General features: G+C 63.6%; 20 protein-coding genes and 1 pseudogene. 13 read left to right on the top strand and 8 right to left on the bottom strand.

All coding sequences use genetic code 11. The features are described 5' to 3' along the window. Positions 1–77 precede the first annotated feature (77 nt). The 3 genes and pseudogenes from BN973_RS31815 to BN973_RS23500 all read left to right on the top strand — a co-directional run. Positions 78–209, top strand: a pseudogene (locus BN973_RS31815) (hypothetical protein); the annotation flags it as partial. 533 nt (positions 210–742) lie between these two features. Further along, a complete protein-coding gene (locus BN973_RS23505; protein ID WP_036471112.1) occupies positions 743–1,792 on the top strand; it encodes an LLM class flavin-dependent oxidoreductase in 1,050 nt (349 codons plus the stop codon). A gap of 187 nt (positions 1,793–1,979) precedes the next feature. After that, entirely contained in the window at positions 1,980–3,146 is a 1,167-nt protein-coding gene (locus BN973_RS23500) for an LLM class flavin-dependent oxidoreductase (RefSeq protein ID WP_036471104.1), read from the top strand. 7 nt (positions 3,147–3,153) lie between these two features. On the opposite strand, the gene BN973_RS23495 is transcribed toward BN973_RS23500, so the two are convergent. Beyond that, entirely contained in the window at positions 3,154–3,909 is a 756-nt protein-coding gene (locus BN973_RS23495; RefSeq protein ID WP_036471103.1) for an enoyl-CoA hydratase, read from the bottom strand. A 264-nt stretch (positions 3,910–4,173) separates the two neighbouring features. Between BN973_RS23495 and BN973_RS23490 the strand changes: the two genes are divergently transcribed. From BN973_RS23490 to BN973_RS23470, 5 genes are all read left to right on the top strand, one after another. Then, positions 4,174–4,797 carry a cytochrome c oxidase subunit 3 family protein gene (locus BN973_RS23490; protein ID WP_036471102.1) on the top strand — a complete coding sequence of 208 codons (624 nt, stop codon included), beginning with the start codon at positions 4,174–4,176 and terminating at the stop codon, positions 4,795–4,797. Positions 4,798–4,799: 2 nt separating this feature from the next. Further along, positions 4,800–5,075: a cytochrome C oxidase subunit IV family protein gene (locus BN973_RS23485; RefSeq protein WP_051641455.1), complete on the top strand. Its 276-nt coding sequence runs from the start codon at positions 4,800–4,802 to the stop codon at positions 5,073–5,075. A 162-nt stretch (positions 5,076–5,237) separates the two neighbouring features. Further along, positions 5,238–5,816: a TetR/AcrR family transcriptional regulator gene (locus BN973_RS23480; RefSeq protein WP_232232136.1), complete on the top strand. Its 579-nt coding sequence runs from the start codon at positions 5,238–5,240 to the stop codon at positions 5,814–5,816. A 300-nt stretch (positions 5,817–6,116) separates the two neighbouring features. Beyond that, complete coding sequence (locus tag BN973_RS23475; protein WP_036471100.1) at positions 6,117–8,072, top strand: flavin-containing monooxygenase; 1,956 nt, start codon at positions 6,117–6,119, stop codon at positions 8,070–8,072. A 31-nt stretch (positions 8,073–8,103) separates the two neighbouring features. Then, positions 8,104–9,276: an acyl-CoA dehydrogenase family protein gene (locus BN973_RS23470; protein ID WP_051641453.1), complete on the top strand. Its 1,173-nt coding sequence runs from the start codon at positions 8,104–8,106 to the stop codon at positions 9,274–9,276. Here the strand turns inward: BN973_RS23470 and BN973_RS23465 are convergent. From BN973_RS23465 to BN973_RS23445, 5 genes are all read right to left on the bottom strand, one after another. Further along, positions 9,270–10,412: a CaiB/BaiF CoA transferase family protein gene (locus BN973_RS23465; RefSeq protein ID WP_036471097.1), complete on the bottom strand. Its 1,143-nt coding sequence runs from the start codon at positions 10,410–10,412 to the stop codon at positions 9,270–9,272. The two genes, BN973_RS23470 and BN973_RS23465, sit on opposite strands and share 7 nt — an antisense overlap. Further along, the gene (locus BN973_RS23460; protein WP_051641452.1) at positions 10,409–11,974 is read right to left on the bottom strand and encodes an aldehyde dehydrogenase family protein; all 1,566 of its coding nucleotides are present in this window, start codon (positions 11,972–11,974) and stop codon (positions 10,409–10,411) included. The genes BN973_RS23465 and BN973_RS23460 overlap by 4 nt, the downstream gene beginning before the upstream one ends. A 1-nt stretch (position 11,975) precedes the next feature. Next, a complete protein-coding gene (locus BN973_RS23455) occupies positions 11,976–12,170 on the bottom strand; it encodes a ferredoxin (protein WP_036471096.1) in 195 nt (64 codons plus the stop codon). A 19-nt stretch (positions 12,171–12,189) separates the two neighbouring features. Then, complete coding sequence (locus BN973_RS23450; RefSeq protein WP_036471095.1) at positions 12,190–13,428, bottom strand: cytochrome P450; 1,239 nt, start codon at positions 13,426–13,428, stop codon at positions 12,190–12,192. A 164-nt stretch (positions 13,429–13,592) separates the two neighbouring features. Further along, entirely contained in the window at positions 13,593–14,756 is a 1,164-nt protein-coding gene (locus BN973_RS23445) for an acyl-CoA dehydrogenase family protein (RefSeq protein ID WP_036471094.1), read from the bottom strand. 273 nt (positions 14,757–15,029) lie between these two features. On the opposite strand from BN973_RS23445, the gene BN973_RS23440 reads away from it, so the two are divergent. Genes BN973_RS23440 through BN973_RS23430 form a run of 3 tightly spaced genes read left to right on the top strand, consistent with a single transcriptional unit; the run spans position 15,030 to position 18,245 of the window. Beyond that, on the top strand, positions 15,030–16,523 hold the full coding sequence (locus tag BN973_RS23440; protein ID WP_036471093.1) for a carotenoid oxygenase family protein: 1,494 nt from the start codon (positions 15,030–15,032) through the stop codon (positions 16,521–16,523). Further along, on the top strand, positions 16,524–17,663 hold the full coding sequence (locus BN973_RS23435) for an acyl-CoA dehydrogenase family protein (RefSeq protein WP_036471092.1): 1,140 nt from the start codon (positions 16,524–16,526) through the stop codon (positions 17,661–17,663). Positions 17,664–17,675: 12 nt separating this feature from the next. Further along, a complete protein-coding gene (locus BN973_RS23430) occupies positions 17,676–18,245 on the top strand; it encodes a TetR/AcrR family transcriptional regulator (protein WP_036471090.1) in 570 nt (189 codons plus the stop codon). Here BN973_RS23430 and BN973_RS23425 read toward each other — a convergent pair. After that, positions 18,235–19,038, bottom strand: a complete 804-nt coding sequence (locus BN973_RS23425; protein WP_036471089.1) for an alpha/beta fold hydrolase — start codon at positions 19,036–19,038, stop codon at positions 18,235–18,237. The two genes, BN973_RS23430 and BN973_RS23425, sit on opposite strands and share 11 nt — an antisense overlap. Positions 19,039–19,118: 80 nt before the next feature. On the opposite strand from BN973_RS23425, the gene BN973_RS23420 reads away from it, so the two are divergent. Together BN973_RS23420 and BN973_RS23415 are read left to right on the top strand one after the other, a co-directional pair. Next, the gene (locus BN973_RS23420) at positions 19,119–19,916 is read left to right on the top strand and encodes an enoyl-CoA hydratase/isomerase family protein (RefSeq protein WP_036471088.1); all 798 of its coding nucleotides are present in this window, start codon (positions 19,119–19,121) and stop codon (positions 19,914–19,916) included. Between the two features lie 223 nt (positions 19,917–20,139). After that, complete coding sequence (locus tag BN973_RS23415) at positions 20,140–20,538, top strand: DUF732 domain-containing protein (protein WP_051641451.1); 399 nt, start codon at positions 20,140–20,142, stop codon at positions 20,536–20,538. Between the two features lie 17 nt (positions 20,539–20,555). On the opposite strand, the gene BN973_RS23410 is transcribed toward BN973_RS23415, so the two are convergent. Further along, the gene (locus BN973_RS23410) at positions 20,556–21,353 is read right to left on the bottom strand and encodes an SDR family NAD(P)-dependent oxidoreductase (RefSeq protein WP_036471087.1); all 798 of its coding nucleotides are present in this window, start codon (positions 21,351–21,353) and stop codon (positions 20,556–20,558) included. Between the last annotated feature and the right edge of the window lie 10 nt (positions 21,354–21,363).

The raw sequence follows: 21,363 nt of genomic DNA, 5'->3' as shown, positions 1-21,363 counted from the left end.
GGCCCCCGAAGGGGCGAACGATCTTTCGCTGAGTGCGATCGAAGGCATAGACTCGAGTCCGTTAGGTTGAGGTGTCGGCGGAGCAGGAAGGTGATCACATGGATCAATACCCCGACTACGACGCGAGTGACGAGTTGGAATACGGCATCGCAGCGCTCGCGTGGCTTGCCAGGGGGGTCTACCCGCCGCCCTTCTACGGATCGAATTGACGGACGCATGAATCCGCAGCGCTCACGACGCTGCTAGTCCCGCCTTCAACGTCGGCGATCACCGCGTTGCGACCGGAATCGGCGCTGGTCAGCCACTGATTCACCGCCCAGAGCGCCACTGGCGGGGCGATGCGCCCACAATTGAACGGCGCTTCGAATTCTCATGATGTGCGGTGCGACTTCGAGATTGGCGCGCCGCCGGCCTTCCCGCTGGCCCCGCGGGACGCGATAGCAACATTTCGCACCACGGGTCACAGTTTTACGACTGGCCGCCATCTCCGTCGCGGCCGCGGCGCCCGCCGATCCCGGCGGCCGAGTCTGTGCGCGGCTGCCGAAATCAGGCCCGCCAAGTCCCAGTGAACACGCCGAGCCAGGCATCAGGACGCTCATCGGCTGCGGTCGACTCGGCGTTCGCCTTCGTCACATCGCCCCGGCGCGCAGGGTAGGGATTTGCCCGCCGAGGAGCTATGGTATAGCTGCGAACGATCGTTCGCGCCCGATTGGACAATGAGGTCGATCCGAGGAGCGCAATCATGACGCTATTCGCCCACAGTCGCGTCGGGGTATCGCTGCCGATGCTCAACCAGCCGTACGAGCGCTACCCCGAATTCGCCGCACTCGCCGAGGACGCGGGCTTCGATTCGGTCTGGGATTACGAGTTCTATCGAAACCCCTTTATTACGCACGCCCTTAACGCGCGGGCGACATCACGGATTCAGTTGGGCACCGGGATCGCGACTGCCGCGCCGCGCACGCCTTACGAGATGGCGAATGCCGCCGCGGATGTCGATGAACTGTCCGGCGGGCGAGCGCTGCTGGGTCTTGGTACCGGGGGCGCGGGCTGGATGGAGTGCTTCAACGGCACCGATATCGACCGGCCGCTCAAGCGGATTCGTGAATACGTCCATGTGGTGCGCCAACTTTGGCGACACTTCGAGACGGATGAACCGTTCGACTTTCAGGGCGAAATCTACCGCGCGTCCAGCCCGCCTCTTAACCCATGGGGCACCCGCAATCTGGTGCGGCCGCAGATACCGATTTATCTGGCGGGATTGAGGCCCCGGATGCTCCGATTGGCCGGCGAGGTGGCCGACGGTGTGTTCGGCTTCCTGCCCACACCGTCGTTTATCCAACAGCACGTTCTTCCCAATGTCGGTGCCGGTGCCGCGAAAGTCGGTCGAGATCCGTCGGACATCGACGTCACCGCGCTGGTGATCTGCAGCGTTTCGCGCGATCGCGATGAGGCGTTGCGGCGGGCTCGCATCAACGTCGGCAACTATGTCGCCTACCCGGTGAGTTCTGTGGTGGTCGAGTTCATGGGCCTGCAGGAGGAGCGCGATTACGTGTTGCGCCGGCTCCTCGAGGACGGGCCCGCGGCACTGGCCACCGCCGCATCCGATGCTTTGTTGCAGGCATTCTCGGTCGCCGGCACTCCCGACGAGGTGGCCGACCAACTCACCGCTTATGACGGCGTGCTGCCGCACATTGTCTTGCACACGCCGTACGTTCCGCCGATCGACCAGGAGTCGAGCGAGGATGCGTTTCGATCGATGGTGCAAGCGTTCGCGCGGGTCAATGCGTGATTCGGGCTGAGGGCGCTGCTCCGCCGGGCGAAAGGTGTTTGGAAACAGCCGGATCCGGTGGGGGATGAGCCGCGGGATAGGCAGTATCGCGGGGGCAGACGACCTCGATTCATTGGACGCAATCACCGGCCGCCCTCGCGACCGGGTGGTGCCGGGAAGTTGACGACCGATTCGAAAGGATGCGCGGATGCCCAAAAGTGTTGAAGTCGGCGTAAATTACTGGCCGAGTCGGTATCTGCCGCCGCAGGCCGGTGCCGAGTTCGCCAGACAACTGGAAGCCACCGGTGTCGTCGATTGGTTCCAGACCTGGGACCAGCTGGTGAGCTTCTTGCCGCAGGCGCTGTGGCGAGCTGACGTGACTCCGATGGCCCGGCTAAGCGCCGATTGCGATTCGTACTACAACGCCGGGATGGTGGCGGTGCTAGCCGCGAACGCAACCACTCGGCTGAACATCACCACAACGCTGGACGCCGTCCGCAACGGTCCGGCGGAACTCCTACAGCAGATGCTGACGTTGGCCTCGACCACCCCTGCGAATGTGGCGCTGCAATTTGCTGCTGGCGAGCTGAAGCAGTGTAAGCCATTCGGCTGGAAGCGATCTCAGGGTTTGGCGCGCATGGAAGACATCTTCGTGATCGTGCGCAAACTGCTGGCAGCCGATGGCCTCATTGACCACGACGGGAAACACTGGACCTATGAAGGGGCCTGGATCGGCGGCCATTTCCCGAAAGTTCCCAAACTCTGGGCGCTTGGTGGTGGCCCGCAGTTGATTGACATCGCTACGTCTCATGCCGACGGGTTCATCAGCATGGTCCCGAGCGCTTTCGCCAGCCCGGATCAATGGGGAGCACAAGTTGGCGAAATACGCGCGCAACTCGAGCGCAAGGGCCGTGACCCGCAGGCATTCACCTGTGGCTTCTGGCCATTTGTCTTGCTCTACCGCAACGACGATCAGCGGGAGCGTCTACTGAACAACCCGATCACCAAGTGGATGACGGCGGCATTCGGGCGGCTTCACCACGGCGCATGGAGAGCCGAAGGAATCGATCTCATCTTCCCGGAGGATTGGCACTACGCATTGCGGATGCTTCCGCATCAAATGAGCCGGGACGAGGTTGACGACGTGGTCGGCCGGGTGACGCCCGAAATGGTCGAGAAGTCCTGGCTGATGGGCACACCCGAGGAAGTTGCTGCGCAGTTGCGGCCGTGGGTGGATGCCGGCGCGGATTACATCGCGCCCAGCGATCTGGCGCCTTCGATCATGGAGCCCGAAGAACAGCCGGAGGTTCTTGCCGCGATGATCGAACTCTGCGCGCAGCTGCGGGCAAGCAGCGGAGCGGTCATTGGCAGCTAGTGTGCGATTATTTGCGGCGCGCCGCGGCGAGGCGCTCCGCAAAGCCCGGTGCCCGGATCGAGGTGGCCTGCGGGCCCAACTCGGTGTCAACGGCGGCCGCGTGCAGACCGCTGTCGTGGCTGCCCGGACTATAGGTCGCCCGCATGGTGGCCTTCGTGGCGATCACGACGTCTCGCGGCGCCGATGCCGGACCGGCAGCCAGCTCTCGAGCGGCCGCCACCGGGTCATCGGCTACCTCGAGCGCCAGACCGTGTCTGACTGACGCCTCGGCGTCAAGTCGTATTCCGAATAACAGTGCCGCGCGCGCGACCTGGGGCCCGACGGCGCGTTGCAACATCCACGTCATGCCGCCGCCGGGGTGGATGCCCAGCTTTTGGAAGCGGGCGTCAAACAGCGCTGCCGGCCCCGCAATCCGCACATCGCACGCCAGCGCCAAGTTGAGCCCGGCACCGACGGCCGGGCCATTGACGGCTGCAATGGTGGGCAGCGTGCACTCGGCCACAGCGATGAAGCCGTCGTAGAGGCGGCGCAACCCGTCCTCGGCAGCGGACCCGAGGGCGGACAGATCCGCGCCGGCGCAGAATGCCTTGCCTGCACCGGTGACCACGACCGCATGCACCTTCGGATCGCTTTGCGCGTCGCTGACCGCATGGCGTAGCCCGATGGAAATGTCATCGGTTACCGCGTTGCGCCGGTCGGGGTCGTTGACGGTGATCAAGGCGACACCGCTGTCGACGTCAACCAGCACGCTATCCACGTCCATCCGTTCCTTTCTAGGCCGCGCTCGCAGCTGAATGATGGGGGAGCGCACCGATCACTTTGACCTACTGCGGCAGCCAACGCCGCCGGATTGCGCGAGAACGATCACTCGTCGCTACGCTACGAGATCGGGTGGAACAAAATCAATTCAGCTGTTAGCGATCGTTCATGGCCCGGAGTTCGTTGACGAGCGGGCAGCTCGTTGCCTACTATTGAGACGCATTATCTCAAAGATGGGCTTGCTGCGCTGACGACGAAGGATGTGTACATGACCGACGTGATCGGGGTGACGCGTTCCGCCGACGACGCCAACGGTCACCGATCACCGACTGCCCAACGTCATGTGCCGGGCGAACCCGGCATTTGGGTGCTGCTGTTCGGCGACATGATGGTGTTCACCGTGTTGTTCACGGTGTACCTGCATCAGCGGGGTGCCCGGCCGGAGTTGTTCGCCGAGTCCCAGGGGGCGCTCAACCGCTCGCTGGGCGCGACGAACACCCTGGTGTTGCTCACCAGTTCGATCCTCGTGGTATTCGCGACGCACGCCCTGCGCCGTCCCGAACTGCGCCACCTCGCCCGACCGTTGACCCTGGCCGGGGTGCTAGTCGGTTCGTGCTTCGTTGCGATCAAGGCTTTTGAGTACCACGAAAAGGTGACGGCCGGAATCACGCCCAGCACCAACGAATTCTTCATGTACTACTTCGTGCTCACTGGCCTGCATCTCGCGCACGTGATCATCGGGCTGCTCGTGCTGACTGTCCTGTCGACCTTGGCCCGCAAACCGGAGCCGACCAAGACGCAAATGGCCTTCTTCGAGGGCGGCGCATGCTTTTGGCACATGGTCGATTTGTTGTGGATCGTCATTTTCCCGTTGATCTTCCTGGTGAGGTGAACATGAGCTCGGTGGTACGGACCAATGCCTCGCTGATCTGGTTTCTGCTGTGTGCGCTGACTGTCGTGTCATGGGCATTGGGCACCAACCACGGATTCGGCGCGGGACATCACCTGTCGGCGAGCCTGGCGATCTTCGCTGTCGCGATCTTCAAGATCCGCCTGGTCGGCTTGTACTTCATGGAGCTGAAGATGGCACCGCGCGTGTTGCGCGGCCTGTTCGAGGGCTACTGCGTGGGGCTGTTTGGGCTGCTAACAGCCATGTTCGTCTTCGCCTGATGCTCAGCTCGAGCTCGGCCTTCGGCATTGTGCGACATCTAACCTCTAAACTGGGCACAAATGTAAGGGAGCTCAGTGCCGAAAAATGTGAACGGTAGGACCAACGGCCGGCCGCGGGGCCGACCGCGCCTGACGATCGACCGTGACGCGGTCGCAGACGCGGTGGCGGAGCTGTTCCATGCGGGTGGCTACGAGGCGGTTTCCATCGTTGACACCGCCGAAAAATTGTCGGTTTCACGTGCGACGCTGTACCGAACTGTGCCGACCAAGCAGGATCTCCTGGGCATACTCTTCGAGCGCAGCACGCGCGAGATCACCGAGCGCGTCGAGGCGGCCATCCGTGACATTGCCGATCCCGCAGAGCGGCTCAGGGAGATGGTCCGGCTGCAGTCCGAAGCGGCGGTGCAAATGCGCAGCTACATGCCCGTCTTCTTCGACGGCGGTGACTTGCCCAATGATGTCGTCCAGCGCTGGCACAAATGGAGCCGGCAATTCGAAAAGCTGTGGGCTTCGGTGGTCGCCGCCAACATGGAGGCGGGCAATATCGACAAGGGGGATCTGGTCATCACCACGCGGTTGATCCTCGGGATGATCCTTTGGGTGTCGCGGTGGTACCGGCCCAAGGAAAAGATCACCGCAGAGGAGATCGCAGACCACGCCATTGGGCTGCTGCGGTTGGGATATGTGCCCCCGGAGAGTAAGCCCGCCGCGGCGCGGCGCCGACGCCCCGCGAGTCGCTAGCGCATTCGCCCCACGACCGTGTGCACGGTCGTTCTCCTTGGTGAGTGCCGCTATTTCTACCGCCGCGACGTCAATTGCCAGCTCAAAGCCGCGTGATCAGCAGTAACGCTGCCGAAGGCGAACGAACTTTCACGTTGTCATTTTCGGGGGCAGATGTTGCGCGGACCGCAATATCTGCCTTATATTGAGACGAGATAGTTCAAAAAGCGAGAATTGACGAGACGCCGCCGCCAGAGGTTTCGCCGTTGGGCGTTGACGGAGGCGTCTCGCGACTCAGAAGTCGGACGCGGAGGACCGTCTATGACCACTGCCGTGTCGGCGCCCTGGGAGAAGGATCCCAACTGGGTTGAGAGGCTTCGGGTAGCGCTTGAAGACGCCAATCTTCCTACGCTGCTGCTCGTCTTGCAGCATCTCACGGGCGACGGGAAGTGGACCAGCCCACCATTTCGGCCCCTGCGGGGAAAGCCATTGGACGACAACGACTCCGGCGGTCTTTCCCCCGAACTGCAGGCTGCGGTGCGGGCGTCGGCGCTAGATGCTGTGATCGCGTTCTATGAGGGCCGACTTGAGCCGGTCACCCCTTCCCCGGACGAGGTGACGCGGATGCTTGGCTGCGCGATGGTAGAAGAGGTGCCCGTCGAATACGGCGAACTCCTCTCGGAGGAAATGGGTTTCATATCACGGGACATCGAGATACCGGCTGAGTCAATCCCCGGCGACTTTCGAGTTGCGATCATCGGAGCGGGTTTGTCCGGGCTCTGCATGGCGTTGAAACTCGCGGCTGCCGGTGTCGATTTCGTGGTACTGGAAAAAGATGACGACCTGGGCGGGACATGGCTGGAAAATGTCTACCCGGGTTGCGGCGTGGACACACCCGGCCATCTCTACGCGTTCTCGTTTGCGCCAAACCCGGACATCACCACCTACTTCGCCAAGCGCGACGAGGTCCAAGCCTATATCCAGCGCGTCGCGGCCGAGGCCGATGTCAAGCGGCACATCCGGTTCAGCACGGAGGTGGTGCGTGCATACTTCGAAACCGCCAATGCGACATGGCAGATCGAGATCAAAACGCCTAATGGCGACGCGGAGACTGTCACGGCCAACGTGTTGGTCTCAGCGGTAGGCATGGTGAACAGGCCGTCGATTCCGCCGATCTCCGGGTTGGACAAGTTCCCCGGACCGGTGATGCACACCGCCGCGTGGGACACATCGGTCGACTTGACCGGCAAACGCGTCGCCGTGATCGGGAATGGTGCCAGCGCAATGCAAGTGGTGCCATCCATCGTCGACACTGCGAGTCACGTGACCGTCTTTCAGCGATCGAAGCAGTGGGCAATACCGCACCCCAACTACCATCGCGCGGTCAAAGAGTCTGTCCGGTTCCTGATGAACGAGGTCCCGTTCTACATTCAGTGGTATCGGCTGCGGTCGTTCTGGAACTTCAGTGATCGGCTGCACTCGGCATTACAGATAGATCCGGACTGGCCCCATCCTGAGCGCGCTGTCAACGAGGCCAACGATCGCCACCGGATATTTCTCACCAAGTACATCACCGAGCAACTCGGCGATCGGACCGATCTGGTGGACGCCTGCCTGCCGGACTATCCGCCCTACGGTAAGCGCCCGCTGATCGACAATCGCTGGTACCAGACGATGTGCCGGGACGACGTCACGCTGATCACCGATGCGGTGGAGCGGGTTGACGGCGAGAACGTGGTGACCCGGTCGGGCGTCGAGGTGCCGTCCGACGTGATCGTGTTGGCCACCGGCTTCAAGGTGCTGCAGTTCCTGTGGCCCATGGACATCATCGGAAATTCCGGCGAGACGCTGCGCGAGCAGTGGGGTGCCAACGATGCCCGGGCATACCTCGGGGTGACCGTCCCGGATTTTCCGAATTTCTTCATCGTCAACGGTCCGAACACCAACGCCGGTCACGGCGGAAGTGCGATCCACGCGACCGAATTTCAGGTCCGCTACATCATGCAGGCGATCCGTCATCTGATAGTCAGCCAGGCCGCCACCGTCGAGGTGGACCGCGGCGTGTTCGAACGCTACAACGAAGAGCTCGATGAAGCGTTGGCGCACTGCATCTGGTCGCACAAGGGGATGACGACCTATTACCGCAATGATGCCGGACGCATCGTCGTCACCGGCCCGTGGAAGTACATCGAATACTGGGACCGGATACGCGAGTTCGACGTGAATGACTATCACGAACTGAGCGCCTCCTCGGAGGCCGCCGAACTATTCGCGTAGATGGCCTGGCCGGCGACGAGGATGAAGGTCGATGACTGCTGACACCGGCACCATGTTCACCACCGGGCAAGAAGAGCAGGCGATCCGCGATGCGGTCGGCGGAATCGCCGGCTCCTTCGGGCCCGCCTACTACCAACAACAAGTCGACGATGGCGCCAACTGCGCGGAACTCTGGGATGCGTTGGGTGCCAACGGATATCTCGGGGTGCATCTGCCCGAGGAATACGGTGGCGGGGGACTGGGGCTGCGCGAGCTGGCGATCGTGGTCCAGGAAACCGCTCTTGCCGGCTGTCCGATGCAGGCGATGCTGTTCTCGGCAGGAGTCACCGGAACCATTTTGAATCGCAGCGCCACCGAAGAGCAGAAGGCGCGATGGCTGCCCGGGGTGGCCACCGGCGAAACGCGTTTGGCGTTCGCGATCACCGAGCCCGACGCCGGTGCCAACGCCCACCGGATCTCCACCGTGGCCAGCCGCAGGGGCGAGCACTACATCATCAACGGCCAGAAGGTGTTCATCACCGGTATGGAGTCGGCGCAGTGGGTGATGGTCGTGGCGCGCACCAGCGTCGACGAACGCACCGGGCGTGGACGTCTGTCGGTCTTCATGGTCGACGCCGACGCGCCAGGTCTGTCGTGGACGCCGATCCGAACGGTGATGAACCAGCCGGACAAAAGCCATCAAGTCTTTTTCGACGGCGTCCAGGTTCCGGCCGCGAACTTGGTCGGGTCCGAAAACAAGGGCCTGGCAGTCGCTTTCACCGGGCTCAACACCGAGCGAATTTTGACCAGTTCAATCTGCACCGGGATCGGACACTATGCCCTGCGGAAGGCCGTAGCGTACGCCAACCAGCGGCGGGTCTGGGACCAGCCAATCGGCGCGCATCAGGCCATTGCCCATCCGCTGGCCGCCGCGCACATCCACCTGCAGGCTGCGCAGTTGGTGGCCAACCGCGCCTGTGAGCTCTACGATTCCGGAGCCGACGTCGGCGAACTAGCCAACATGGCCAAATATCTGGGCGCCGCTGCCGGTTTGGAGGCGCTGGACGCGGCGGTGTCCGTGCACGGCGGCAACGGCGTGACTTACGAGTACCAGCTTGCGCCGTACTTCTGGCTCGTGCGCATGCTGAACATGGGACCCGTCTCGAAGGAGATGATCCTGAACTTCGTCGCCGAGCATTCTCTCGGGCTGCCCCGCTCCTATTGATCGCTGGATTGCGGCGCGACGGCGGCGTCGGTAATCATCCAATCGCGCAACACATCCGCCGTGTCCGCCCCGACCGGGGGAGGCGGCGTCGGATGTCGCGGGACCGTTCTGCTGAACCGGGGGGCGGGCGCCGGTTGAGTCACGCCGCCGACTTCGATGAAGGTCTCGCGCGCCGCCAGGTGCGGATGGTTGGCGGCCTCGGTCAGTGACAAGACGGGTGCCACGCACGCATCGGTGCCGTCGAACACCGCCGTCCACTCGTCCTGGGTTCGCGTCGCGAACGCTCGTGCGATGGCCTCCCGCGACTGCGGCCATGACGAGGGATCGTCGCGCTCGCCGAGGTCATCCGAAATCCCCAGCAGGTCGGTGAATTGGGCGTAGAACTTGGGCTCTAGGGCGCCGACCGCCATCCACCGGTCATCGGCGGTGCGGTAGGTGTCGTACCACGGCACGCCGGTGTCCAGAAAATTGTGTCCTCGTCGGTCGACCCACTGCCCGGAAGCCATGAGCCCATGCAGAAGCGCGGTCAGGGAGCTGGCGCCGTCGACGATCGCCGCGTCGACGATTTGACCGCGGCCCGACCGGCTCGCCTCCCATACCGCGGCAAGCACACCGATCACGAGAAAGGTTGATCCACCACCGAAGTCGCCGACCAAATTCACCGGCGGTACCGGCGCCTCCCCGGCGCGACCGATCGATGCCAGCGCCCCGGTAATGGCGATGTACCCGATGTCGTGGCCGGCGCTCGACGCGAGTGGGCCCGACTGGCCCCAGCCGGTCATGCGTCCGTACACCAGTCGCGGGTTGACGGTCCAGCAGTCGGCCGGGCCCAACCCGAGACGTTCCGTGACGCCTGGCCGGAATCCTTCCAGCAGCACGTCGGCCTTGGCCGCCAGTGCTAATACCGTGCGCACGCCTTCGGGCTCGCGCAGATCCACGACGATGGACCGGCGGTTGCGCCGCAACACATCCAGCTCGGGGGGAACCGAACTGGCGGCGGGTCCGGGACGCTCGACGCGCACGACGTCGGCGCCCAGATCGGCCAGCAGCATCGCCGCGTACGGGCCGGGGCCGATTCCGGCGAGTTCAATGACCTTGAGCCCATCGAGCGGGCCCGCGGTTGGGGCGTCCGTCACAACTTCGGTCGCCGGCCCAGCCGCCGACGCCAGTCGTGCATTTCGACCAGCCGAAGCACCGCGCCCGTAATCCGGGCCTTACGCGATGAGTAAGGGTACCAATGTGTTTCGGTGGGTAGGTGGACTTTCTCACTGACCACCGCCTGGGCCCGACAGTATTTCCGGATGCCATCGGCGCCGCCCATGCGGTGCCCGAGGCCGGATTGCTTCCAGCCGCCCATCGGCAGCGGAAATTGGAAGACATGGATCATGGCGTTGTTGATGTTGACACCGCCGGCTTCGATTCGGCGGCTTACTCGTTCGGCACGGTCCTTGTTGGCCGTCCACACGCTGGCTCCCAGGCCGTACGTGGTGTCGTTGGCCATCGCGATGGCCTCGTCTTCGCTCGACACTTTCATGATCGGCAGCAGGGGCCCGAAGGTCTCCTCGCGCATACAGGCCATTGTGTGGTCGACATCCACCAGCACGGTCGGCGCGTAGAACAGGCCACGCTCTGCGCGCTTTCCGCCGGTGAGGATCCGCGCCCCGCGGGCCACCGCATCGTTGACGTGGCGCTCGACGATCTCCATCTGGGCTTCGTTGGCCAGCGCGCCGATATCGGCGGAGAAGCTGCCGGCCGCGTCGTGGCCCTGGCGGAGCTTGTTCACCTGTTCGACGAGCCGAGTGGTGAATTCGTCGTATAGCGGTGCCTCGACGTAGATCCGTTCGACGGCGACGCAGGACTGGCCCGAGTTGAATAGTCCACCCCAAATCGCCCCGCGGATGGTCCGCTGCAGCGGTGCGTCGGACAGCACGATCATCGCGTCTTTGCCACCCAACTCGAGGCTGACCGGGATCAGTCGTTCGGCGCAGCGGATGCCGACTTGGCGGCCGGTCTTGGTGGATCCGGTGAACTGCACCATGTCGACGGTGTCCACGACGGCCCTGCCGGTTTCGCCTCGGCCGGTGACGCAGCCCAGCACCGGAGGCGCACCGATCTCGCTCCAGCCGCGCACGACCTCGGCCCAGCCCAACGGTGTTTCCTCCGACGGCTTGGTGAGCACGGCCGCACCGGCCATCAATGCCTGTGGCACGTCGAGCATCGGCATCCCCAGCGGATAATTCCAGGGGCAGATCACGCCCACGAGTTCGTAAGGGCGGTAACGGATCCGGAGCCCTTTCGTTGCCGACGCCGGACCGTGTGGGCGGCGAGTTTCGTCGGCCAGAAACTCCGCCCCGTGCTTGGTGTAGTAGTTGATGACCTCCATGCACACCAGCAACTCGATCTGAGCATCGCCCCAGGACTTCCCGGCCTCACGATGGACCAGGCCCAGAATGTGATCCTGGTTGTCGACGATCCAATCCAGCCAGCGCCGCAGATACACCGCACGGCCTTTGGGGCCCAGCGCCTCCCACGCCGGCTGCACCGCCCGGAGTTCGCCGGCCAACCGCGCCACTTCATCGGCCGGCACGTTCGGAACCACTCCGGCAATCGAGCCGTTAGCGGGGTTGCGTACCTCGACAATCGGGCTGTCCGCGGGCTTCTGGGGCTGACTTTTCGGTGGGGTCTTCGCGGTAGTCACGTCAGTCCTCTATTCGAATCGCGGCGACCGGACACATCATTGCGGCCTCCTCGACTGCCGTGCGCCGATCCTCGCCGGGGTGGGCATCGAGCACCGTCACCCAATCTTTGTCATCCTCGATTTCGAACACGTCGGGTGCGGCGATCGTGCATTCCCCGTGAAGTTCACAGCGGCCGGTGTCGACGATGACCTTCATTGCGCCTCAGTCCGGTTGCTCAGGCGGGAGTGATCGTGACGGGCAGCTCGTAGACGCCCCGCGAATAGGCGTCGCGGACGTAGCTGATCTCACCGGCGGGGGTGATGTCCTTGGTGCGCTGCAGCAGCTCCTCCATCAGGATCTTCATCTCCAGTCCCGCGACATGTTTGCCCAGGCATTGGTGCGGGCCGCGGCCGAAGCTGACGTGTGGATTTTTCTCGCGGGCCAGATCAAAGTTGTTGGGGTTGTCGAACGCGCGCTCGTCGAAATTGCCCGCGGCGAACAGCATCAGGACGACGTCGCCCTCTTTGATCTGTTGGCCGTGCAACTCGTGATCGGCGGTGGCGGTGCGGACCAGATGCGTGAATGGGGTTGCGATGCGCACGATTTCCTGGATCGCGGTGCCGGGAATGTCGTTGGAGTGTTCGCGGAGCCAGGCCATTTGCTGCGGGTTACGCATCAGCTCGTGCATGCCGTGGCTCAGCGCGGTGCGGGTGCTCTCGGCCGCGCCGGAGGCCAGCAACGCGACGTTGCCCATCAGCTCGTCCTCGGAAATGACGTCCGCACCGGCCTGGACCAGTTGGGTGATCACGTCGTCGCCGGGTTCGTTTCGCTTGATCTCGCCCAACTCCACCGCGTAGCCGAGCAGGGCGAAGATGGCCTGCATCACGTATTCGAACGACGGGGTGATGCGGGTATCGAATGGCGCGGCGAAGGTGTCGACCCAGGCGAAGAACTTCTCCCGGTCACCGCCGGGGACACCCAATACGTCGCCAAGAGCCTCCATCGGCATCGCATGGCCGATGTCGGTGACGAAATTGAAAGTGCCCTTTTCCAAGGCCGCGTCGACGATATTGACGGCGTACTCACGGAACTTGTCCTCGAGCTTCTTGACCATGCCGGGTGTGAACGCCTTGCTCATCACCCCGCGCTGGGTGCGGTGCTTGGGGCCGTCCATCGTCAGCATGGCCGGCTTGCCCCCGACCTTCGGGTCCAGCGGAGTCACCTTCCACATATTGACCCCGCCGCGGTCGGCGGCGTACAGCTCCGAATTACGGTCGACCGCCCAGATGTCGTCGTGCCGGCTGACGATCCAGGCGCGGTCGATGAGCATCGGATCGTCGAATTCGTGCAGGTAGCAGGGTGCCTCATCGCGCAGATACGCGTATTGCTCCAGCGGCAGCCCGAACGTCGTTGGGTCGCCGTTGGCGTAAGTGTCGGCGTCCAAAACGCGGATGTCGGGCTTTGCCGTCGTCATCGATCGACTCCTAAGCGAGAAAACAAAGAGGCGCGGGGACCGCGGGCCGATCCGCCCCCTACGGATTATGAGTTAAGCAGTCTCAATTATGGTTCGTGAGTGCGGAAAGTGTCAAGCGTCATAGTCGGTCCGTCACGTGTCGGGGGTCATATCTCAAGGCCAGGTCAGCGGGCCGGACGCAGGCCGAACGTGGACGAGATGATGTCGCGCTGTATCTCGTTGGTTCCCGCATAGATGGTGGGCGCAATGCTGAGTCGCAGGTGTCGCTGCATATCGAACTCGGTGCTGTAGCCGTAACCGCCCATCATCTGAACGCCTTCCAGCGCAACCTTTTTCGCTGTCTCGGTCACTTTGACCTTCGACATCGACGTCGCGCGAACCAATTCCTCGGGTGTGCCGATCTGGTGCTCGATGTGGTGCACCGTGGCGTAGGTGAGCGCCCGTGCGGATTCGATCTCGATAGCCAGATCGGCGATGCGATGCCGCAGCGCCTGGAAGGACCCGATCGGGGCACCGAACTGCTCGCGCTCGGTGACGTAGGCCAGCAGGTCGTCGAAGGCGCGCTGCGCCATGCCCAGGCCCTGTGCCGCACAGACCATTCGTTCGCCGTTCAGCCCGGCCATTACCTGCTTCCACGCATTGCCCTCCGTGCCCACCACCGCCGATTCGGGAACGAAGACATCGGTGAAGAACAGGTCATTCACCTCGCTTCCGCCCATTGTTGAGATCGGATGGATTCGCAGGCCTTCCGCGTCCGCCGGCACCGCCAACAGCGTCAGGCCATCGTGCGGCCGGACGCCACGCGAGGTACGCACGACGACCAGGATTGTGGTCGCGAATTGGGCATCGGAGCACCAGGTTTTCTGTCCACGCAGCCGCCAGCCGCCGTCGACCTTCTCGGCCTTGCAGCTGACCGCCGCCGCATCCGAGCCGGCGCCGGGTTCGGAAAGGCTGATCGACATCACTTCGCCCGCGCAGATCGCGCCGAGCGCGGCCTTCTTCTGGTCCTCGCTGGCAAACCGTTTATAGATGCCGGCGACGGTATGCGAGCTGCCGGCCCCGTGCACCGGTGCGAGCCCTCGCCACAATTGCTCGAACAAGATGACCTGCTCGGTGAGTCCACCGCCGCTGCCGCCGTATTCCTCGGGGATCGACACGCCCAGATAGCCCGTCTCCGCGAGCTTCTTGTACAGGCCCCCATGGTGTTGTTCGGTGCCGTTGTCGGTCAGCGCATCGCGCTGTTCGCGGGTGCCGCATTCTCTGCGACAAAATTCGCGGACGGCAACGGCGAAGTCCCGTTGCTCCTCGGTGAGTCCCACCGCGTCCATCTCAGCTCCTAAGTAGAACGACCGCTCGCATCTACGAGGGCTAGCATCACCCGCACATGCCAGCGGCTGCGGGTCGATGTGGTTGGAATGGTATGCGCGGGCTTTTGACTGGTCAACATCGGCGTCAGCAGGCACAGAAATGGGCGGGCCGGTACGGGTGCCGGGCCGGTGGTGTTCCCGGTCACGCAGCCTCCGGTCGACGTCACAGATAACGACCGTTTACGATATCTGAGCCGCACTGATACAGTCAGCCCGGGCTTGAGAAGGAGCGTTATGGGATATCCGCTGCCGCGAGAGACGGCACTGCGAGGTCCATTCACACCGATGCGGTTCGAGGCGACCGTCGAAGAGTGCATCGTCAGCCAGGGTGAGATCCCCAAGGACCTCGCCGGTGGTTACTACCGCGTGGGGCCCACCTGGAAGCGTCCGACCAAACAAGGCACCAACCCGTTGCTGAGTATGGACGGGATGGTCCAGGCGATCACGTTCGAGAACGGGCGTGCGGACTTCCGCAACCGCTGGATACGGACGCCGAAGTACCTGCTGGAGGAGAAACACCAGCGCGGCATGTTCGCCTGGACGGACGGTGGCTTCCACGATTGGCGCGACTTCGCCTACGGAGACGTCGAACGCGACCGTGACAACGCCTACACGCCGCAGGGCACGAACAACATCAACGTGTTCCCGTTCGCGGGCCACATGGTGGTGTCCGGAGAGCAGGGGGGCGCGCCGATCGCCGTGGACCCGATCACCTTGGAGACCAAGGGCATCGTGGCCTGGTCGCCGGCGCTGTCGCCGGGTCTGCACCAGCCGGTGGTGTTCGGCGATTGCTCCTTTGCCGCGCACCCGAAATGGGACCACGACACCGGCGTGCTTTATGGCTGGACCTACCGAGACGTCGCGCCGTTCGTCACCTTGCACACCGTCCATCCCGATGGCCGCGTCGACTCGCGCGAGGTGTGGGACGCACCGTATAACACTGTGGCCCATGATATTTGGCTTACTCCAGAATGGATTGTGATGCCATTCCAGCCGTTCACGGTGAGCAAGCAGCGCATCGCGAAGGGGCTTGGCATCTGGGGCTGGGAAACTGACCTGCCGATCACCCTGGCGCTTATCCCACGCGACGACTCCGAAGCCGAGATTCGATGGATCACGACCGGATTGCCCGCGCAGTACGTGATGCACACGATGCAGGCCAACGTCCGCGACGGAAAGTTGCTCTTGGACGCGCCGATCTTCAACCGGCCGCCGTTCCCGTTCGAGCAGGATTTCGCGGAAGGCGACGACGTCGCATTGTTCTTCTCGATCGCGTCCAGCAAGCTGGGCCGCTGGACGGTCGACCTGGCCACCGGTGACACGACTAGCGAACTGTTGTCGGACCGGCCTAGCGAGCTTCCCAAGGTCGACGAGCGGTTCTTCGGCAAAGGCTACCGGTGGGGCTATCAGGTCGGCGGCGTGGTCAAACGCAACGGCATGTCGATGAACAGCTTGGTCGTCACCGACATGGACACCTTGTCGGATCAGGTGTATCAGATTCGCGACGGAGAACCGGCCGCGGTGCTCGAGGCGAGCTTTGCGCCGCGTCACAAAGATTCGCCCGAAGGCGACGGCTATGTCATCGTCCCCGTCTCGTGGTGGGCCGAGAAGCGGGGTGAGTACCTGATTTTCGACACCGACGACATTACTCAGGGACCGATCTGCACGATCGAGCTGCCGTTTGCCTTCGGATGGACTCCGCATGGTCATTGGATGGATTTCCGGTAAGTGACGCTTCCGCAGACACGTTCGGTTTTCACCCAGGAGCAAGAGCAGTTCCGCGAACAGGTGCGCCGGTTCCTCCACGACGACGTGGTACCGGAATATCCGAGTTGGCTCGCGGAGGGGAAGCCGTCCCGGCGCTTTTGGCGAGCCGCTGCCGATGTCGGCATTTTGGGGATTGGCGTGCCCGAGCAGTTCGGCGGCATGGCCGGGTCGGACTATCGCCACAGTGCCGTCGTCACCGAGGAGATTCAGGCGCTGGGCTTGGCCATCGGAGGCCTCCGCGTGCAGACGGATATCTGTCTGCCTTATCTACTGCATCACGGCTCTGCCGAACAACGCGCCACCTGGTTGCCCCGCATGGCGTCCGGTGAGGTGGTGGTCGCTCTCGGGCTCTCCGAACCGGGAGCCGGTTCGGACCTCAAGGCGTTGTCGACGCGGGCCCGCCGCTGCGGGGATCACTACGTGGTGGACGGCGCCAAGACATTCATCTCCAACGGCATGGCCGCTGACCTGGTGATTCTTGCGGTCAAAACCGACCCCGACGCGGGTCGGCGCGGCATCAGCCTGCTGCTGGTGCAGACCTCGACACCCGGCTTTGCCCGCGGCCGCAAGCTGGACAAGCTGGGCCTGCGTGCGCAGGATCTGGCCGAGATCTCATTCACCGACATGCGGATCCCCGTCGAAAACCTGCTCGGCGTGGAAAACGAAGGGTTCACCTATCTGACGTCGAATCTGGCGCAAGAGCGCTTGTCGATTGCGGTGAATTCACAGGCCGCGGCCGCGGCCGCGCTGTCCTGGGCTACCGAGGATCATCGCCACGGCGCAAGCGCGGGCCAGGAGGTCAAATTCACGCTGGCCCACTGCGCGGCCGAGGTGGCGGCAGGTCAAGCGCTGATCGACCAGGCGCTGTCGCGTCACGTCGAGGGCCGGCTGAGCGGCAGCGACGCCGCAATCGCCAAGCTTTACTGCACCGAGTTGCAGGGCCGGGTGGTGGATCGCTGCCTGGCACTGTCTGACCCGTCCTCCGCGCTGCGTACTGACTCGCGGTTGGGCAACGCGTACCTCGACGGCCGGGTGAGCCGGATTTATGGCGGATCCAGCGAAATCATGAAGGTAATCATCGGGCAGAGTCTCGGCTTGTGAGAGGCTGCTGGGGTGACGCCTGACGAAAAGATCCTGGCTGCCGCCGAGAAGCTGTTCTTTGAGCGCAGTTTCGACGGTGTCGGCGTCGACGAGATCGGGAAAGTCGCCGGCACCACCGGGTCGGCAATCTATCGTCACTTTCCCAGCAAAGATGCGATCTTGGCTGCCCTTTTCGACAAGACCCTCGACACGATTCTGGTGCGTCTTGGGGAGCCCGACGAGGATCCCGTCGCCGAGCTGAACAAACTGGTGCGCGCATTTGTCGGATTGGCGAAAAGTCACGAGCGATTGGTGTCAATTTGGCTGCGCGATCAGCGCTCACTTGCCGAGCGCTATCGCCGGGAACACGACCGCAGGCACCGCCGCATCAATCAGCGGTGGATCGATTGCCTCAAACGGTGTTTTCCCGATCGTTCGACCGACGAGATCACCACTGCCACACGGGGTGTGCAGTTGCTCTTGCTGTCCGAGGCGCTGCGCCCGCCCGGGGGTCGACGTGCCAAGCAAGCCGAGGAGTTGCTGGCCCAGATGGCATTGGCATCGATCGGGGCCCTGGAGTTGGAAGCGGCCGCTAAGCGCTGAGGAACTCCAGCAGGGCGGATTCGAATACGTCGGGTGCCTCGAGCATCGGGTAATGCCCGCAGTCGGGGATTTCAACCAGGGCGGCGTTCTTCAGCTGTTGCCGTAGCCAGCGGGCCCCCTTCGCCGAGTGCACGGGGTCGTGGGTTCCGATGACCTGCAAGACCGGTTGCTCGACCCGCGGGACGTCGGCCAGCAGATCGGTCGTCAGCAACGATCGGTAACAGGCCACCGCGGCCCAGGAGGGCATCCGAAGTGAGCAGCGGACCAGCCAGTCGACCGTTCGCGGATCCGGCTCATGCGCGAATGCCGAGCCGATCGTGCGGTATCGGGCGCCCACCCGATTGGTGTGCTCGTCGGAGACCATGCCCGCTAGCAGCGGCTCGGGCGGCCCGCCGAAAGGAAAGTCCTGGCTTCGGCTGGCGCGGACCCCGTTTGACCCCACCAGTACCAACGCGGTGATCAATTCGGGTGCGGTCGCGGCGGCCCGAAAGGACACCTGCCCACCGAATGAGTGGCCGACGAGTGTGGCGGTACCGACGTCCAGTTGTTTGAGAGCGGTGACGAGATCAGTTGCAAGGCAGTCGATGTCGTAGCCACCTAGTGGATTGTCGGACAGTCCGTGACCGCGTTGGTCCACGCATAGGACCCGAAATCCGCGCTCGGTGAGCACACGCACCTGGCGGTCCCAGAGCTCGTGGTCGAGGCCGAAACCCGAAATCAGCACCACGGCAGGCCCATCGCCGAGGTCCTGAACGTGAATCCGTACCCCGTCGGCCGTTTCGACAAATGCCACTTTAGGTATCACCTTCGATCCTGTAGATTTACGCTCGTATTTATGAGCTTATCGATCTTAATAATACGCGGGAAGGCATCATGAGCACCAGCCTGGAAACATTGTCCGTAGCCTCCGCGACCGACGGCGTCTGCGAGATTTCGCTGGCTCGTCCAAAGTTGTTGAACCGGTTCGACAATCAGGCACAAGTTGAGTTGGCTGCGGTACTCGAAGATCTCGCTAAAGACGAGGACGTCCGCGCTATCGTGTTGGGCTCTACCGGGAAGGCCTTCTCCGCTGGTGGAGACTTTGCCTTGATGCAGGCGGCCCACGATCACGACGATGCGCGACGCGAAACCGTCGAAGCCGGGTTGCGGTTGGTGCGGTCGTTTACGGCACTGCCCCAGCCCATCGTTGCGGCGATGCAGGGCTCGGCGATTGGACTGGGCGCAACGGTGGCGCTGATGTGCGATGTCGTGGTCGCGGCGCGAAGCGCGAAGCTGGCCGATACCCATGTGAAAGTCGGCCTGGTTGCCGGCGACGGCGGATGTCTGGTGTGGCCGCAGGCGGCCGGGATGCTGCGAGCCCGGCGTTACCTGCTTACCGGTGACGCACTCGACGCAGAGACCGCCTACCAGTTCGGCATGGTGACCGACCTGGTCGACGAGCCCGCGGAGGCGTTGCCGTGCGCCCGCGAAATCGCAAGGCGCATTGCGGGTCTGGCTCCGCTGGCCGTCCGGGGGACCAAGCGTGCGTTGAATCATGTGACATCGCTGCGGGCCGCGGAAGTGGTCGAGCTGGCCTTCGAGCTTGAAGAGCGCACTCTAACGAGCGATGATCTGCTCGAGGGAATCGCTTCGTTCAAGGAAGGCCGCGCCGCCAACTTTGTTGGTCGGTGAGGCTGCGTTTGCGGCCGGTAGCACGCGACGGTGGCAACGGGCGTTCCTGATGGCGCCCAGCTTGGTCTTGACAATTGCCTGGGAATTTGTTGATCTCCTTGAAAATAAACACACCGGGGCGGGTCCGCTCCTCAGCGAGGGGTTGCAAATCGTGCGTTCACCCCGGCGGCAGCGAGGGGCCCGATGAGGGCGTGGGATGGCAGGACTGCAAAGGATGTCAGCGATGAAGTGTCGTACGTCGGTGGTCGCCTCGATCGCCGCCGCCATAGCCCTCGGCGGAATTCCGGTAGCGGTGACCCCGCGGGCGCACGCCAAGCCCGCGCCCGAGGTGGAGTACATGTACAACGTCGCGGTGCGACGCCACTACAACTTCCCGAACAACGACGCGATCGGCTACGGGTACGGAATCTGTAACAAGGTCACGACGGGTGAGGGCTATGCCCAGGTGATGGGTGATGTGAAAAACGACGTGACTCCCAACGACGAATTCGCGGCGAACTATCTCGTCTCGTATGCCGTCGATTTGCTGTGCCCCGCCCAGATCCCGCAGCTGAGGAACTCGGCGCAGGGGTATCGCCCACCGCCTGGCCAGGAATACTTCGGCAGTCCCGGCGCCGAATGAACGACGCGATGCCCCGGCTAGGGCATCGTGTAGCCGCCACTCACCGAGATGAGCTGCCCGGTCACCTGCCGGGCCGCCGTCGGTGAGCAGAACCACGCCGTGGCCCGGCCGATGTCCTCGGCGCTGGTGAGGCGGCGCAGCGGGGTTCCCTTGACCATGTAGTCGATTTGATCTTGATTGAAGACGTTGTCCTGGCCAACCGCCCACAGGCTCGCCTCGCCGACCGCTTCTGGACCTTCGGGGATCACGAGACCGGGGCAGATGACGTTGGACCTGATCTTATGGCGGCCATGCTCGCGTGCGACGGTCCTGGCCAGGGCCACCACCGCGGCCTTCGACGCGCCGTAGACACCCTGCCGGATCTGTCCGAACGCGGCGTCGCTGGCGATAAACGCGATCGCGCCGCCGCCGGCTTCCTTCATCGGGCCGATCGCGGCCTGGGTGGCGGCGATCGCGGTAAAGAGGTTGATTTCGATCGTGCGCTGCCACTTTTCCCGGTCGGTGTCGGTGGCGACGAATCCGGGTACGCTCCACCCCGCGTTGTTCACCAAGACGTCGATGCCGCCCCAGCTTTTCAGCGCAAGTCCGACCGCCTCGTCGGCTCCGCCGGGAGTTGTCAGATCGGCGATCGCGAGTTCGGCTTCCGCCGCGCCCTTGGCCAAGGCTTCGTCGCGAACCTGTTCGGCCTGCGGCTTGTCGATGTCGCTGATCACGATCCGGGCACCTTCTGTCGCGAACACGTGGACGATCCCGCGCCCGATGTTGGACGCGCCTCCGGTCACCACCACTCGTGCGTCAGCTAAGCCAAGGTCCATGGTCTACTCC

The organism is Mycobacterium triplex (genome assembly GCF_000689255.1).
Lineage (GTDB): Bacteria > Actinomycetota > Actinomycetes > Mycobacteriales > Mycobacteriaceae > Mycobacterium > Mycobacterium triplex.
This window is presented reverse-complemented; position numbering and strand designations above follow the sequence as displayed.

What these genes read in the sequence shown, in the direction of transcription:
- BN973_RS23410 (WP_036471087.1), bottom strand. Translation starts at nt 21,353, where the DNA reads ATGGACCTTGGCTTAGCTGACGCACGAGTGGTGGTGACCGGAGGCGCG.
- BN973_RS23440 (WP_036471093.1), top strand. Translation starts at nt 15,030, where the DNA reads ATGGGATATCCGCTGCCGCGAGAGACGGCACTGCGAGGTCCATTCACA.
- BN973_RS23475 (WP_036471100.1), top strand. Translation starts at nt 6,117, where the DNA reads ATGACCACTGCCGTGTCGGCGCCCTGGGAGAAGGATCCCAACTGGGTT.
- BN973_RS23415 (WP_051641451.1), top strand. Translation starts at nt 20,140, where the DNA reads ATGAAGTGTCGTACGTCGGTGGTCGCCTCGATCGCCGCCGCCATAGCC.
- BN973_RS23455 (WP_036471096.1), bottom strand. Translation starts at nt 12,170, where the DNA reads ATGAAGGTCATCGTCGACACCGGCCGCTGTGAACTTCACGGGGAATGC.
- BN973_RS23445 (WP_036471094.1), bottom strand. Translation starts at nt 14,756, where the DNA reads ATGGACGCGGTGGGACTCACCGAGGAGCAACGGGACTTCGCCGTTGCC.
- BN973_RS23505 (WP_036471112.1), top strand. Translation starts at nt 743, where the DNA reads ATGACGCTATTCGCCCACAGTCGCGTCGGGGTATCGCTGCCGATGCTC.
- BN973_RS23470 (WP_051641453.1), top strand. Translation starts at nt 8,104, where the DNA reads ATGACTGCTGACACCGGCACCATGTTCACCACCGGGCAAGAAGAGCAG.
- BN973_RS23490 (WP_036471102.1), top strand. Translation starts at nt 4,174, where the DNA reads ATGACCGACGTGATCGGGGTGACGCGTTCCGCCGACGACGCCAACGGT.
- BN973_RS23485 (WP_051641455.1), top strand. Translation starts at nt 4,800, where the DNA reads ATGAGCTCGGTGGTACGGACCAATGCCTCGCTGATCTGGTTTCTGCTG.
- BN973_RS23495 (WP_036471103.1), bottom strand. Translation starts at nt 3,909, where the DNA reads ATGGACGTGGATAGCGTGCTGGTTGACGTCGACAGCGGTGTCGCCTTG.
- BN973_RS23420 (WP_036471088.1), top strand. Translation starts at nt 19,119, where the DNA reads ATGAGCACCAGCCTGGAAACATTGTCCGTAGCCTCCGCGACCGACGGC.
- BN973_RS23500 (WP_036471104.1), top strand. Translation starts at nt 1,980, where the DNA reads ATGCCCAAAAGTGTTGAAGTCGGCGTAAATTACTGGCCGAGTCGGTAT.
- BN973_RS23450 (WP_036471095.1), bottom strand. Translation starts at nt 13,428, where the DNA reads ATGACGACGGCAAAGCCCGACATCCGCGTTTTGGACGCCGACACTTAC.